The organism is Flavobacterium sp. AK-345 (genome assembly GCF_058310175.1).
This window is the reverse complement of the sequence record NZ_JBZEER010000019.1, coordinates 38,574-53,144: the sequence shown is the minus strand read 5'-3', so window position 1 is coordinate 53,144 and position 14,571 is coordinate 38,574. Positions and strand designations below refer to the sequence as shown.

16 protein-coding genes and 1 pseudogene are annotated in these 14,571 nt (G+C 32.7%); 6 read left to right on the top strand and 11 right to left on the bottom strand.

Annotation, left to right across the window (positions count from 1 at the left end; genetic code table 11):
* From AC4FQ3_RS21995 to AC4FQ3_RS21980, 4 genes and pseudogenes are all read right to left on the bottom strand, one after another.
* Positions 1-411: pseudogene (locus AC4FQ3_RS21995) on the bottom strand (hypothetical protein); the annotation flags it as partial.
* Complete coding sequence (locus AC4FQ3_RS21990; RefSeq protein ID WP_262489598.1) at positions 408-923, bottom strand: RNA polymerase sigma factor; 516 nt, start codon at positions 921-923, stop codon at positions 408-410. The pseudogene AC4FQ3_RS21995 and the gene AC4FQ3_RS21990, both read right to left, overlap by 4 nt.
* 86 nt (positions 924-1,009) lie before the next feature.
* Positions 1,010-1,405, bottom strand: a complete 396-nt coding sequence (locus AC4FQ3_RS21985; protein ID WP_042567330.1) for a hypothetical protein — start codon at positions 1,403-1,405, stop codon at positions 1,010-1,012.
* A gap of 7 nt (positions 1,406-1,412) precedes the next feature.
* Positions 1,413-2,270 (bottom strand): protease complex subunit PrcB family protein, encoded by an 858-nt coding sequence (locus AC4FQ3_RS21980; protein WP_491183292.1) that lies wholly within the window; start codon positions 2,268-2,270, stop codon positions 1,413-1,415.
* Between the two features lie 200 nt (positions 2,271-2,470).
* Here AC4FQ3_RS21980 and AC4FQ3_RS21975 point away from each other — a divergent pair, with 200 nt between their 5' ends.
* From AC4FQ3_RS21975 to AC4FQ3_RS21960, 4 genes are all read left to right on the top strand, one after another.
* Positions 2,471-3,844, top strand: a complete 1,374-nt coding sequence (locus AC4FQ3_RS21975; RefSeq protein WP_491183291.1) for a DNA recombination protein RmuC — start codon at positions 2,471-2,473, stop codon at positions 3,842-3,844.
* A 24-nt stretch (positions 3,845-3,868) separates the two neighbouring features.
* Positions 3,869-4,417: an acyl-CoA thioesterase gene (locus AC4FQ3_RS21970; RefSeq protein WP_491183290.1), complete on the top strand. Its 549-nt coding sequence runs from the start codon at positions 3,869-3,871 to the stop codon at positions 4,415-4,417.
* A gap of 61 nt (positions 4,418-4,478) precedes the next feature.
* Positions 4,479-4,874: a VOC family protein gene (locus AC4FQ3_RS21965; RefSeq protein ID WP_491183289.1), complete on the top strand. Its 396-nt coding sequence runs from the start codon at positions 4,479-4,481 to the stop codon at positions 4,872-4,874.
* A gap of 319 nt (positions 4,875-5,193) precedes the next feature.
* On the top strand, positions 5,194-5,763 hold the full coding sequence (locus tag AC4FQ3_RS21960) for a YceI family protein (RefSeq protein ID WP_042567335.1): 570 nt from the start codon (positions 5,194-5,196) through the stop codon (positions 5,761-5,763).
* Between the two features lie 4 nt (positions 5,764-5,767).
* On the opposite strand, the gene AC4FQ3_RS21955 is transcribed toward AC4FQ3_RS21960, so the two are convergent.
* Positions 5,768-6,679 carry a TIGR01777 family oxidoreductase gene (locus tag AC4FQ3_RS21955; RefSeq protein ID WP_491183288.1) on the bottom strand — a complete coding sequence of 304 codons (912 nt, stop codon included), beginning with the start codon at positions 6,677-6,679 and terminating at the stop codon, positions 5,768-5,770.
* A gap of 94 nt (positions 6,680-6,773) precedes the next feature.
* Between AC4FQ3_RS21955 and AC4FQ3_RS21950 the strand changes: the two genes are divergently transcribed.
* Positions 6,774-7,436, top strand: coding sequence for a TetR family transcriptional regulator C-terminal domain-containing protein (locus AC4FQ3_RS21950; RefSeq protein ID WP_491183287.1), 663 nt, complete (start codon positions 6,774-6,776; stop codon positions 7,434-7,436).
* Positions 7,433-8,737 (top strand): ABC1 kinase family protein, encoded by a 1,305-nt coding sequence (locus AC4FQ3_RS21945; protein ID WP_491183286.1) that lies wholly within the window; start codon positions 7,433-7,435, stop codon positions 8,735-8,737. The genes AC4FQ3_RS21950 and AC4FQ3_RS21945 overlap by 4 nt, the downstream gene beginning before the upstream one ends.
* Before the next feature lie 67 nt (positions 8,738-8,804).
* On the opposite strand, the gene AC4FQ3_RS21940 is transcribed toward AC4FQ3_RS21945, so the two are convergent.
* The 6 genes from AC4FQ3_RS21940 to AC4FQ3_RS21915 all read right to left on the bottom strand — a co-directional run bounded on the left by AC4FQ3_RS21940 (position 8,805) and on the right by AC4FQ3_RS21915 (position 14,542).
* A complete protein-coding gene (locus tag AC4FQ3_RS21940; protein ID WP_491183285.1) occupies positions 8,805-10,100 on the bottom strand; it encodes a cryptochrome/photolyase family protein in 1,296 nt (431 codons plus the stop codon).
* Between the two features lie 121 nt (positions 10,101-10,221).
* On the bottom strand, positions 10,222-10,686 hold the full coding sequence (locus AC4FQ3_RS21935) for an SRPBCC family protein (protein ID WP_491183284.1): 465 nt from the start codon (positions 10,684-10,686) through the stop codon (positions 10,222-10,224).
* A 138-nt stretch (positions 10,687-10,824) separates the two neighbouring features.
* Positions 10,825-11,265 (bottom strand): sterol desaturase family protein, encoded by a 441-nt coding sequence (locus AC4FQ3_RS21930; protein ID WP_042567341.1) that lies wholly within the window; start codon positions 11,263-11,265, stop codon positions 10,825-10,827.
* Positions 11,266-11,298: 33 nt separating this feature from the next.
* Entirely contained in the window at positions 11,299-12,138 is an 840-nt protein-coding gene (locus tag AC4FQ3_RS21925; protein WP_073396613.1) for a phytoene/squalene synthase family protein, read from the bottom strand.
* A gap of 4 nt (positions 12,139-12,142) precedes the next feature.
* On the bottom strand, positions 12,143-13,609 hold the full coding sequence (gene crtID / locus AC4FQ3_RS21920; RefSeq protein ID WP_491183283.1) for a bifunctional phytoene desaturase/3,4-desaturase: 1,467 nt from the start codon (positions 13,607-13,609) through the stop codon (positions 12,143-12,145).
* A gap of 36 nt (positions 13,610-13,645) precedes the next feature.
* Positions 13,646-14,542, bottom strand: a complete 897-nt coding sequence (locus AC4FQ3_RS21915) for a MerR family transcriptional regulator (RefSeq protein ID WP_491183282.1) — start codon at positions 14,540-14,542, stop codon at positions 13,646-13,648.
* Positions 14,543-14,571 lie beyond the last annotated feature (29 nt).

Genomic DNA, 14,571 nt, shown 5'->3' with positions numbered 1-14,571 from the left:
TTTAGAAGGATCTGATATGCTTTTTGTTTCTTTTTCAGATGAGTTTCCAAGCGCAACAGCGTTTTCTGCACTTTTTATTTCGTTGGTAATTGTATCTTTCTGAATATTGTTTTCTTCAATGCTTCTTGTTTTTGAATCATTTAAGTCTGTATTTTTCTCGTCCAGAACAACATTATTATTTTTAGAGCTATTATCAATAGTTTTGATTCCTGCATCAGAACTAAAATGTAAAACAGTTGGGAGCATTAAACCCAATAACAAGCATGCGGCAGCAGACCACCAAAGAATCGCTCTTTTTTTCTTTTTTGGTTTGTCTAGTTTTTCTTCAATCTGACTCCATAATTCAGGAGGCGGAACACTTGAAAAGTTTTCCATTGATGAAAAAATATCTTCTATATTTTGCTTTTTCATGCTGTCTTAAAATTTTTTATGCTCAAAATTCTCTTTTGCAAAATGCGCTTGGCCCTGTTTAAATTTGATTTTGATGTTCCTTCTGAGATCTTTAGTAATTCGGCTATTTCCTTATGTTTCATTTTTTCAAAAACATACAAGTTAAAAACCGTCCTGTATTGATCTGGTAAATCCCGAATATATTCTAACAGTTTTTCTTGTTCTATTGGCGGGATATCCAGTTCCTGTTCTTCAATAAAATCGGTATCAGGATCAAAAACATCCAAAAAGAAACTTTCTTTTTTCTTTTTATTTAAAGCCTCAATGAGTTTGTTTATAAAAATTCGCTTCATCCAGCCTTCAAAACTTCCTTCAAACTTAAACTGATTTATTTTTTGAAAAACAACAATAAATGCTTCCTGAAAAACATCCTTTGCATCATCTTCGTTTTTCATATATTTTAAGCAAATGCCATATAAAACCGGAGAGAACAACTGATAAATTTTCAGTTGTCCCTCTCGTTCATTTTGCATGCATTGGCGAATATATTTTTCTAAATCGTCTTTCAAAAAGTGGTTAGATTTGTTTTGGCAAAATTAGCTTTTTTTAACTCATTTAACTATCTTTTAAAAATAGTCCGGGTAGCGTCTGAGTTATTGCTTAAAATGGTTAGGTTTTGATTATCAAGCTTTTCGATTACATAAGTTTTACCTTCAAACGAAATAAGGTCATGTTCCAGATTATCTGCTGCACCAAGGCCTTTTCCAATTTCATAGCTGCTGTTTCTAATCTCTACATCATTTTTATACGTGATCACCCTTCCATCAGAAGTAAAAACTACTTTTTTAGTAAATCCACTTGTTTTTGGTGTAGCCGTGTAAGGATTATTGGTTCCTCCAATAGATTTTTCCCAAATCCAGGTATTTACTATCGCATTGGAATTTATTGTCTTTTCTGTAGCACAAAAGCTTGAAAAAAGACAAAAGGCAATAAAAAACAATAAAATTCTTTTCATAATCGGATTATTTTAAACTTGTAATTTTATCCTGAATGGCTTTTTTGAAAAGTTTTATAGCGTCGCTTTGATCTGCAGTATCATAAGTATCAATGAAAATTTTAGTAACAGTTCCTGCCTGACGCATTTGAAAATAAACGCCGCCCTGATCTGCAGTATCCGGAGCACCGTACGTTTTGGTCTGACCTTTAATATTTAAAATTTCAGCTGGAACATTTTTTAAGAACAAAGTATATTCGCCTCTTTTTATTGTGCTGGTATATTTGTATTGCTCAAAACTATAACTTCCGTAAGCAACATCCTGAAATTTAAGAATGTTAAAATCATTTAATTGATAGAAATTACGAATACTGCCAATGTTTCCAATAATAATATTATCAGGAGACTCTGAAGTTTTGATAAAAACAAGTGGCTTTTTAGTTGCAGGAATTAAAATAAAGTCTGAAGGATAAGTTGGTGTTTGTGTAATTTGTTCACCTGCCTGTGGGCTTTTTTCATAAAAGGTGATAATCATTTGACAGCTATTTTCATACATAGAAGTGACTTTAATTTCATATCCACTTGTTGGTTTTGCTCCGGCATAAACCCCAACTAAATGGGTTTTTGTAAAATCAATATTAGGATCACTGGCAACAGGACAAGTGTTTTCATGCTTTGTAAATGCCTTATCCATACTTTCCTGAGTATCTATATAAATAGCCTGAGGGTTATTAGGCATATTTTTTACACTATAATTACATAAAAGAGGAAATCCTGTAAAAGGCACATTTACATCAGGTCCGCAATCTGTATTAAAATCATCGTTGTTAAGGGAGCAGGCACTAATTCCAAAAGCTATAAATAAGCCAAGCATTATTTTTTTCATGATATTTTTTTAATAGGTTATATTTAATAGATAATCATCTTTTAAAAAGGTTGCGTAGAACGGTTTTTTTTGAGCGTATTTTTTGAAAAATGGTTCAGAATGTTTGTTTAATTTTGAATTGATAATAATTCGTGAAATTTAAATTTTAAAATTCGGGACTACGTATTATTGCGTACTTTTACTTAAAAAACAACTTAGTTATGTTCGACTTCCTTCCATTTTTATTGGTTTTTATAATCGCATTGTTACTAGGTATTTACTTTGGAAGAATATTGTTTTCGGCTAAATTTCAATCTGAAAAAGTTAGCTTGGAAGAAAGATTAAATGCCAATGTAAATCAGTTTCAATTGCAGAAAGAGCAATTTGAAAATGACAGAAAAAATTTTGAAAGACTTTTGCAGCAAAATAATCTGGAAAAAGAAAATATCAGAACCGAAAAAGATAGTCTCGCCATACAGCTTTCAAAGAAAGAAGTAGATTTTGAAAATTTATGGGAAAGGCATAAAGAACAAAAAGCAGAAATAACAGAGCTTCAGGAAAAATTTACCAAAGAATTTGAAAATTTGGCGAATAAAATTCTCGAAGAAAAATCGGCAAAATTTACAGAACAAAACAATGAAAATATGAAAAGTATCTTGTTGCCGCTGCAGGATAAAATTCATGTTTTTGAGCAAAAAGTAGATCAGACACACAAAGAAAGTATTGACTATCATGCAGCTTTACGTCAGCAAATTTTAGGTTTAAGTGAAATGAATGCTCAAATGAGTAAAGAAACCTTAAACTTAACAAAAGCATTAAAAGGCGATAGTAAAATGCAAGGGAATTGGGGCGAATTGGTTCTGGAACGTGTTTTAGAAAAATCCGGACTCGAAAAAGGAAGGGAATACGAAGTACAGCAAAGTTTTACCAATACAGAAGGAACCCGAGTTTTGCCGGATGTTGTAATTAATTTACCAGACGGAAAGAAAATGATTGTCGATTCGAAAGTTTCTTTGGTAGCCTATGAAAAATGGATCAACGAAGAGTCTGAGATTCTTAAAAGTGATTTTTTAAGAGAACACGTACTTTCGATTAAAAGACACGTAGAACAGCTTGGTAGTAAAAATTATCATGATTTATATCAAATTGAAAGCCCGGATTTTGTATTGCTTTTTATACCAATAGAGCCCGCTTTTGCGATTGCTTTAAACGAAGATTCTACGTTATACAACAGAGCTTTTGATCGCAATATTGTAATTGTAACGCCAACCACATTATTGGCCACTTTACGCACCATTGATAGTATGTGGAGCAATCAGAAACAGCAGGAAAATGCTTTTGAAATTGCTAGACAAGCCGGTGCATTGTATGATAAATTTGAAGGTTTTGTAACCGATTTAGTAAAAATTGGAAACAAAATAAAAGATACCAAAACCGAATATGAGAATGCAATGAACAAACTCGTTGATGGAAAAGGTAATCTAATTTCGAGTGTAGAAAGATTAAAGAAAATGGGAGCGAAGGCCAAAAAATCACTTCCGGAAAATATTATTACAAGAGCCTCAAATACCGACGAAAGTCAATCCCTAAATTAAAACCTAACCAAACAGAATAAAAACATGACTACAGATTTTAAGCCCGTTTCATCATCAAAAATTAGTATTTCCGAATTAATGTTACCATCGCATACCAATTTCAGTGGTAAAATTCATGGAGGATATATTCTTCAATTATTAGATCAGATTGCCTTTGCTTCGGCATCAAAATTTTGCGGTAATTATTGCGTTACGGCTTCAGTTGATACAGTGAATTTTTTAAAGCCTATTGAAGTTGGGGAATTAGTTACAATGAAGGCTTCCGTAAATTACGTAGGACGCAGTTCCATGATTGTAGGCATACGGGTTGAAGCTGAAAATATTCAGACTGGTGCCGTAAAACATTGTCTTTCGTCTTATTTTACAATGGTAGCAAAAGATAAAGAAGGCAAAAGTGTGCAGGTTCCCGGACTTATTTTATCCAGTTTAGATGAAGTACGCAGATTTAGAAAATGCATCAAACAAATAGAAGCTAAAAAAGAAGTAGAAGATCATGCAAAAATTACGAATGTAAATTCTATAGAAGATTTGGCAAGTTTAGATAAATATAATGTTTTGTTAGAAATAGGATAATTCTATTTAAAATGATTTTTGTAAATTGAAATCTATTATTAAAAATTAAAAAAGTATAGAGATGGTCAAATTTGGATATACAATATTATATGTAGAAGATGTAGAAAAGTCGATTGTGTTTTATGAAAACGCTTTTGGTTTTTCAAGAAAATTTATTACACCTGATAATGATTATGGTGAATTGATCACAGGTGAAACTACGCTTTCATTTGCATCAAAAAAACTGGCAGCACAAAATTTAGAAGATGGTTTTGTCGAAAGCAGTTTAGAAGATAAACCTTTTGCAATAGAAATAGGTTTTATAACCGATGACGTACCCGAACTTGTACAAAAAGCAACTTCGTTTGGCGCAATATTGGTAAAAGAACCAACACAAAAACCGTGGGGTCAAGTTGTAGCGTATGTGAGAGATCTTGATGGTTTTTTAATTGAGATTTGTACCGAAGTTGAAGGATAGGAATTTAATTCACAAATTAATTATTATATAGTTCCTACGGGATACTTTGAAACACACATCCGCTTCAAAGTGTCCCATAGAGACAATACTTCATTACCAATATTTCTGCCTCATTCTAAATTTCAAGAGCAAAAACATTTCACAAATATTTAGCATAACACCAGCGACTAAGCTCCGGAAAATTACGTAACTTTAGGTGTATATATAAGTTGCTATATTTAACGGAATAACTGCCATTCGATTTTTCAAAACTGATTTTTTCAGTTGTCTATTTTAATTTAAAAAATGGAGTGACATAATTGTTTAATTGCTGACGATTATGAAAAGAACTACTTTACTTATTTTGCTTTTTACTGCATTTTCTTTGTATGCTCAGGAAAAATTTACAACCAATACAGCCACAGTAAATTTTGAGGCATCCATTCCTCTTTTTGAAGAAATAAAAGCAGTAAATAGATCGGCTGTGATAGTTTTAGAGCCTAAAACCAGTACATTTATTTGTACAGTTATAATCAGAGATTTTCGATTTAAATTAGATTTAATGCAAGAGCATTTTAATGAAAACTATTTAGAGAGCCATCGTTATCCTAAAGCCGTTTTTAAAGGAAAAATTGCAAAATTTGATATTAAAGATATTGATGACGCCGAAAAGGAATATTTGATAAAAGGAAAATTAACCGTACACGGAAAATCACGAGAAATTGAAGTAAAAGCCTTGTTGAAAAAAGTTAATGAAGGAATACAAATTCATTCTGATTTTCCAATTTTGGTATCTGATTTTGATATTTCAATCCCGATGAAAATCGGTTCAAAAATCTCATCGACTGCAAATACAGGTTTGACCGGAGTTATTAGAAACGAGGAATTGGCTCTTTTAACTTTAAAATAAAAAATCATGACAAACTATGAGAAAGTGCAGTTTCGATATCAGTAAATTGAAACTCAAAACCCGTTTGTTGTATTTTTTCAGAAGAAACTCTTTGTCCTTCCAAAACAGCAACACTCATTTCGCCCAAAGCAAAGCGAATTAAAAAAGCAGGTACTTTTGGGAGCCAGATTTTATATCCGTACAGGCTAGCCAGAATTTTAGAAAATGAGCCATTGGTAGTATTGTCTGTAATCGCAGCGTTATATGCACCGTGCATTTCCGGATCAATGACAGCTTTTAAATAAATCTGGCACAGATCTTCAATATGAATCCAGGGCAAATACTGTTTTCCGGAACCTAAAATAGTGCCAAAACCTGCTTTGAATGAGGGTGCAATTTTTTTAAGAAAGCCCTCATTTTTTCCAAAAACAATTCCGGTTCTTACTTTTACGGTTCTAATTCCTAATGAATTAATTTCGTCAACAGCATCTTCCCATTTTTGGCAGGTTATTCCTAAAAAGTCATTTGCCGGAGGCTGGTCTTCGGTGCAAATTTGTTTGTTGGTATATGCGCCGTAAATTCCAATCGCCGAAGCCGAAATAAAGGCATCCAGTGATTTATTTTTCTTCTTTAAAACATTAAAAACTAGTTTGACCGGTTTTGTTCTACTTTCCAGAATTGCTTTTTTTCGTTTTTCTGTCCATCGTTTTTCAACAATTCCTTCACCTGCTAAATGAATAATATAATCTGCCTTAAGTATAGCTTCTTCCTCGATAAAATCATTTTCTAAATCCCATTTGTAATAAGTGATTAAAGGTGTGTTTTTTCGATCAGCGCGGCTTAGTACAGAAACCGAAAAACCATTAGCAATTAATACTTCGGTTAAGTATTTGCCAATGAACCCTGATCCGCCGGTAAGTAAGACATTTTTGGACATGATTTATAATATATTTAACAGTGCATCTTGTTTAGCGATTAGTAAAGATAATTAAACATTGCTTACCTTTAAGGCGAATTCTAAATTAATTAAAATGGATACTAAAAAGAAGATAATCAACAAAGAAGATATCGTTTCGCTATACATGAATGAGATTTTAGAGAAAGGGCAAAAGCCAAAATCTGTGTACCATTTTGCAAAAGAAAATGATTTTGAAGAAACAGAATTTTATGCTTTTTTCGGAACATTGGAAGGTTTAGAAAAAGAAATTTTCAGACTCTTTTTTGTTAATACAGTTGATTTGCTTCATAAAAATGCAGATTATCTGGAGTATGATATGAAAAACAAAATGTTGAGCTTTTATTTTACTTTTTTCGAAATACTGACTGCCAACAGAAGCTACGTCCTGCAATCATTAAAAATAGATAGAAATCCCTTAAAAAACCTTTCGCAATTATCATTGCTTCGAGAAAGTTTTAAAGAATATGTTTCAGAAATCCTGACAGATGATTATAGAATTGAGCAGGAAAAATTTCAAAAATTTCAGGAAAAAGGGATTCAGGAATCTGCCTGGCTGCAATTAATGATGACGATTAAATTCTGGATGGATGATGCATCTCCGGCTTTTGAAAAAACGGATATTTTTATCGAAAAATCGGTAAACGCTTCATTTGAATTAATGAATGTTGCGCCATTGAACCATCTTTTAGATTTCGGAAAATTTCTTTTCAAAGAAAAAATATACAACAAACAATGAAAACAATAGATTATATACCAACCTCAAAAATAGAAAGAGCCGGAAAACTAGTGCAGACCGGTGCCAAAATTGGGGTAAACTACGTTAAACATTATGCTGAAAAAATAGTAAATCCTGATTTAACCCGCGATAAACTCAACGAGAATAATGCCGAAGATATTTACGACGGTTTAAAAAGCCTAAAAGGAAGCGCACTTAAAGTGGCGCAAATGCTAAGTATGGACAAGAACTTTTTGCCTCAGGCTTATGTAGAGAAGTTTTCGCTTTCACAATTTTCTGTTCCGCCATTATCTGCCCCATTGGTTTTAAAAACATTTAAAACTAATTTTGGGAAAACACCTTATGAAATCTTTGATGAGTTTAATGCAAACTCTGTAAATGCAGCAAGTATTGGGCAAGTGCATTTAGCAACTAAAAACGGTAAAAAACTAGCCGTTAAAATTCAATATCCGGGTGTTGCCAATAGTATTTCTTCAGATTTGGCTTTGGTTAAACCTATTGCAATCAGAATGTTTAATTTGCAGGGGAAAGATTCTGATAAATATTTTAAGGAAGTTGAAGATAAACTGATAGAAGAAACTAATTATTTATTAGAACTGGAACAAAGTAAAGAAGTTGTTGAAGCTTGCAGTAAAATAGAAGGTATACTTTTCCCCAATTATTATCCTGAGTTTTCATCAGAGAAAATTATTACAATGGACTGGATGACGGGAATTCATCTTTCTGAGTTTACCGCCATTAATACAAATCGTGAAGTTGCGGATAAAATTGGGCAGGCACTTTGGGATTTTTATATGTATCAAATTCATGTTCTTAGGAAAGTTCACGCAGATCCACATCCGGGAAATTTTTTGGTAGATGATCAAAATAATCTGATTGCTTTAGATTTTGGCTGTATGAAACAAATTCCGACAGACTTTTACGTGCCTTATTTTGAGTTGATCAATAAAAACGTGATTACAGATCCAACTCTTTTTAATGAAAAATTATTTGAGTTAGAAATTCTTCGCCCAGATGATTCGCCTTCGGAAATCGAATATTTTACCGAGATGTTTCATGATTTATTGTCACTTTTTACAAAACCTTTTCAAGAAGACACATTTGATTTTGCAGATGAAACTTTCTTTGAAAATATTGCCAAATTAGGCGAACGCTTTTCAAACGATACCAATCTCAAAAAAATGAACGGAAATCGTGGTTCTAAACACTTTATTTATATGAACCGTACTTTCTTTGGCTTGTATAATTTGATGTTTGATTTAAAGGCGAAGATTAAAGTAGATAATTATTTGAAATACTAATTCTTTTGTTTCAGGTTTCAAGTTTCAGGTTGCGTAACTTGAAACTTGAAACCTGAAACAAAAATAACTATTTTAAGATTCCCTCCTTATAAGTTGCAATCGCGCGATCTCTTGCAAAGGCATGATCAACCATTGGTTCGTTATAACCAAAATCAAATTCAGGGATCCATTTGCGAATGTAGATTCCTTTTTCGTCAAATTTCTTTTGTTGAATTTCGGGATTAAATACTCTGAAATATGGTGCGGCATCGCAACCTGTTCCGGCAGTCCATTGCCAGTTTCCTACGTTGGATGCCAATTCAAAATCTAACAATTTCTCTGCAAAATAAGCCTCGCCCCATTGCCAATTAATTAGCAAATGTTTGCATAAAAAGCTTGCTACAACCATTCGCACGCGATTGTGCATATATCCAGTTTCGTTAAGCTGACGCATTCCTGCATCGACCATAGGATAACCTGTCGTTCCGGAACACCAGCGCTTAAAATCGTCTTCGTTATTGCGCCACTGAATCCCGTCGTAAGCCGATTTGAAATTGTGATTTACAACATTGGGAAAACTAAATAGAATCTGAATAAAAAATTCTCTCCAGATTAATTCACTTAAAAACGTTTGATTTTTCTTGTTTGCCCAATTTACTAATTTTCGAATACTAACTGTTCCAAAACGTAAATGTGGTGAAAGATACGACGTGCTATCCAAAGCCGGAAAATCACGAGTTTCTTTATAATTGGCAATTTGAGTTAAGTTATGAGGAAGTACTTTTATAATGCTTTCTTCAAAACCTATTGCTGCTAATTTTGGAAACGTAAACTGATTTTTTGCAAAATTTTTTAATAAAGCTTTTGTTTCATATTCTGGGGCTTGTCCTGAAAGATGGTATTTTTCCAGCCATTTGTTTTTGTATGGTGTGTAAATCGTGTACGGAAGCCCATCTGCTTTTGTAATTTCTTTTTCTTCAAAAATGACGTGATCTTTAAATGAAAAAGTTTCGATATTATTTTCTTTTAATAAAGAAGAAATTGCCAAATCTCTTTTGATAGCAAAAGGTTCATAATCTTTATTGAAGAATACTTTTTGAATGTCAAATTCTTCCAGAAGTGATTGCCAAACCTGAAGTGTTTTTCCTTTTTTAATTAAAAGTGAAGTGCCAATTTCTGAAAGTTGAGCATTTATTTTTTGAAGTGAAACATAAATAAAATTTACTCGCGCATCATTTTTAGGAAGATTTTCTAAAATTTCATCGTCAAAAATAAACAACGGAATTACGGGAAAATCAGATTGTAAGGCTTCAAATAATCCTGTATTATCTTCTAAACGTAAATCACGTCGAAACCAGAAAAAAGTAACTTTTTGTTTTGTCATTTTATTGATTCTCTTTTTTTTGCCACGAATTCACGAATTTTTCAGTTATTTTAATTCGTGAATTCGTGGCTAATTTTAGATATAATCTTTCAAATCGTAAAATCTGTGGCAAAAAAATAATTTATGTTTTAGCTTTGAATAATCCATCGATTATAGTGCGACGATAATCAAAGATGTTTTTCAGTTTGTTTTTAACTACCAAAGTATTCATGATGCGGCCCAGAAATCCTAAAGGCAATGCATAATGAACTATATCTGTCATTTTTGTGCCGGTTTCGGTTGCTTCAAAAAAATGTTTGTGATGCCATAATGCATACGGGCCAAAACGCTGTTCGTCAACAAAGTATTTGTTTTCTTCTGAAACTGTAATGATCGTCATCCAGTTAATTTTGATGCCGAGAAGAGGTTTTAGCGTATAGGTGATAACTTGTCCGGGATACATGCGTTTGCCGTCATAATCCTGAATTTCAAAAGTCATGTCCTTAGGCGTTATGGTTTGAAGATTTTTTGGACTTGAGAAAAAGTCCCAACATTCTTCAATTGTGGCGTTTAAATGCTGAACGGTTTCTAATTTATATACTTTCATGAAAATTAATTATTACGAATTGTTTTTGAAAACACAGTTGCGTTAGGGATTGTAGTGGAGCTCTTTTTTTGAGAGGCTTTGCCGAACAAAAAAAAGCGGGAACGTAAAGCCCGACCCTTGGGGAACGCCCAAATTATACTACATCTTATAATATTTGAAAGGCACAAAGAGCATTCCGAAACATTCTCCGTGTTCTTTTCCCAGATGTTTGTGGTGAATTTTATGTGCTTTTCGTAAACCGATGAGGTATTTGTTTTTGGTGTTTTTAAACCACTTAAAACGCTGATGAATCAAAACATCGTGAATTAAAAAATAGCATATTCCGTAAAGTGTAACACCACAGGCGATAAAAAATAAATAGTTGAATCCGCCCTGAACTCCAAAATAAAAAAGAGTTATACTTGGAATAGCAAAAATGACAAAGAAAATATCATTGCGCTCAAAAGTATTTTCATATTTGGGCTGATGATGATCTGCATGGAAATACCACATTAGACCGTGCATAATGTACTTATGCGTAAGCCAGGTAATGCATTCCATGAATAAAAAAACACCTAAAAAGATTAAAAAAGAAATCATTTTGTATTTGTTGAATTGTTTTGATGTAAAAAACTAGACCAATTTTAATTTGTAAGTTACAAAAGATTGCGCTAAAAGCCCGGCTTTTGTATAATTTGAAACTCTTATTCTTGAATTTCCAATTTCATAATAAGGTGTATTTTTAAGTTTTTTGAGGAGCTTTTTGTAATAAACATAAGCTGTATAAACTCCAAACTTTGCTTCGATAGGCAATTTTACAATTCCCTGATAAGCAATTCTGAAATCTTCTTCAATTTCTTTGATGATGGCAGTTTTTGCATTTTCATCAAAAGATTTTAAATCAACGCCCGGAAAATAATTTCGGTTTAAAACCAAATTATCATCTTTTAGATCCCGAAGAAAATTTACTTTCTGAAAAGCAGAACCCAGTCTCATTGCTTCGTGTTTGAGCTGTTCATATTTTTGATTGTTTCCTTTTACAAAAACTTTCAGGCACATTAGACCCACAACATCGGCAGAACCATAGATGTAATCTTCATATTCTGTTTGTGTGTCGTAATTTGATTTAATGAGATCGAGTTTCATGCTTTTTAAAAATGCCTGAACAAGATCATCAGTAATATTATATTGTTTTACAGTATGTTGAAAGGAGTTTAGAATTGGGTTTAAACTAATTCCGTTCTCAATGGCTTTGTAATATTCTTTTTCAAAATCGTTTATAAGGTTTTCTTTGTCGTAATCATGAAATGAATCGACAATTTCGTCTGCAAAACGAACAAATCCATAAATACTGTGAATACCATCTCTAATGCTTGGAGATAACATATTTACCGCCAGCGAGAAGGATGTGCTGTAGTTTTTGGTTACCAACTTACTACATTTAAAAGAAACTGTATCAAATAGTGATTTCATCTTTTTACGGTCTAATAGATTTTTGAATTAATTCGGCAACCAATTTTCCTGAAATTAAAGCTGGCGGAACACCTGGTCCGGGAACAGTTAACTGTCCCGTGAAATATAAGTTACGTACTTTTTTACTTTTTAGTTTTGGTCTTAAAAAAGCGGTTTGCAATAATGTATTGGCCATTCCGTATGCATTTCCTTTGTATGCATTATAATCTGTCACAAAATCATTTTTACAGAATGACTTCTTAAATATAATATTATTTTTAACGTCTTGTTGTGTAAGTTGCTCAAAACGAGTGATTATCTTTTCAAAATACTCATCCCGAAGTTCTTCGCTATCGTTTATTCCGGGTGCTAACGGAATAAGGAAAAATCCACTTTCCATTCCTTCCGGTGCTGCTGTTTTATCTGTTTTTGATGGAAAATTGGCATAAAATAAAGGAGCATCAGGCCATTTTGGATGATCGTAAATATCGGCCGCGTGCTGATTAAAATCTACATCAAAAAATAAAGCATGATGGGTAACGTTTTCTATTTTTTTATTAAAACCAACAAAAAAGAGTAGGGAAGAAGGTGCAAAAACACGGCTTTCCCAATACTTATCCGAATAAGTTCTGAATGTTTCGTCTAATAAAGTTTCGGTATGGTGATAATCTGCTCCACTTAAAATAATATCTGCATTAATGATTTTGCCATTAGTTACAATTCCTGTTGCGGTTTTATTTTCGATTATTATTTTCTCGATTGCTGAATTGGTTTCGATAGTAACTCCCAATTCGAGAGCTAATTTTTCTATTCCCCGTATTACATCAAACATTCCGGTTTTTGGATGCCAGGTTCCTAAACCAAAATCGGCATAATTCATAAAATTATAAAACGAAGGTGTTTTAGATGGCTTGGCTCCGAGAAATAGAACGGGAAATTCAAGAATCTGAACTAATCTTTCGTTTTTGAACTCTTTTCTAATGTCGTTGCTGACAGTGCTAAAAAATTGATTGAGTTTTAGAATGGTTTGTGGCGTAATTAATTCTAATGGTGAAACTCCGGGACGATAAACCAATTCTTTAATAGCAATATCATAATTGCTTTTTGCATGACTAATAAAAACTTCAAGTTTTGCGCCGCTTCCTTTTTCGATATTCTCAAAAGTGGATTTTATTTCTTCTAAATTATCATAAATATTAATGAAGTCATTTATCCCGAAATAAACCCTATAAGCAGGATTTAGTTTTATTAGTTCGTAATAATCAGAGGTTTTTTTGTTAAAGTCATGAAAGAAACGTTCAAATACATCGGGCATCCAATACCAGCTTGGCCCCATGTCGAAGGTAAAGCCGTCTTTTTTAAATTGCCTTGCGCGACCGCCTATTGTGTCGTTTTTTTCGTAAATAGTGACTTTGTTTCCTTGTTGAGCCAGGTAACACGAAGCGGCTAATGCAGAGAAGCCTGATCCTATTATTGCGATTGTTTTTGTCATTTGTTTAACAAATATACAAAAACTTTAAACAAAACATTAAATCGATTCTATTGTTTCTTCCATCGAGTCAAAAATTCTGATTCTGTCCGGTAGATTTTTGTCTATATGTTCAGTCATTTTACCCATAAGCCATATTTCATTGGTTTTCTGAAGTAATTTTTGCCCCATCGTTTTTACATACTGATTGATAACATTGCGATCAGGCTGAATAGTCATAAAAGAAACAAACGTGATGTTTTCAAAATGTTTGGTAAGATCCTGAAGATTTTCGATTGGCATGCTTTCACCTAAATAAATGGTTTTGTATCCTTTAGATAAAATTTCATATTGCAGATACAATAATCCAATTTGGTGAATTTCGTTTAAAGGGAGTGAAAGAACAAAAATTCTGTCGGTTTTGGTTGGTTTAAGTATTTGAAGACTTTCTGTGTAAATTAAAATCTTTTGTTTGATTAAATAACTCATGAAATGCTCGTTTGCCGGAGTTATCGTTTCAGATTGCCATAATAATCCCAGTTCTTTTAATAAGGGAAGAAAATGTTCTTTGAAAACTTCCTTAAACGATTTTTCGGAAATAAGCCAGTCGAATGTATTGAAGAAAATTTCCTGATCAAAATTCATCATTGCCATTTTAAAAGAAGTAATGGCGTAGTTTTGAGCATTTTTCTTTGATATAATCTCACGAACTAATTGTGGGATTTTTTCTTCGGGGAAAGTTGATATTTTAGAAATTTTATAACCGTAGTCGTGCAGTAAGGTTATATTTAAAAGTTTTTGTAGGCTGTGTAAATTATAAAGACGAATATTAGTATCCGTTCTCATGGGTTCAAGAATATTGTATCTTTTCTCCCAGATACGAATTGTATGTGCTTTTATTCCTGATAGGTTTTCCAGATCCTTTATGCTGAAAACAGTCTTTATGTTGTTTATCATTGTAGATTAATTGGGTGAACAAAAATAAA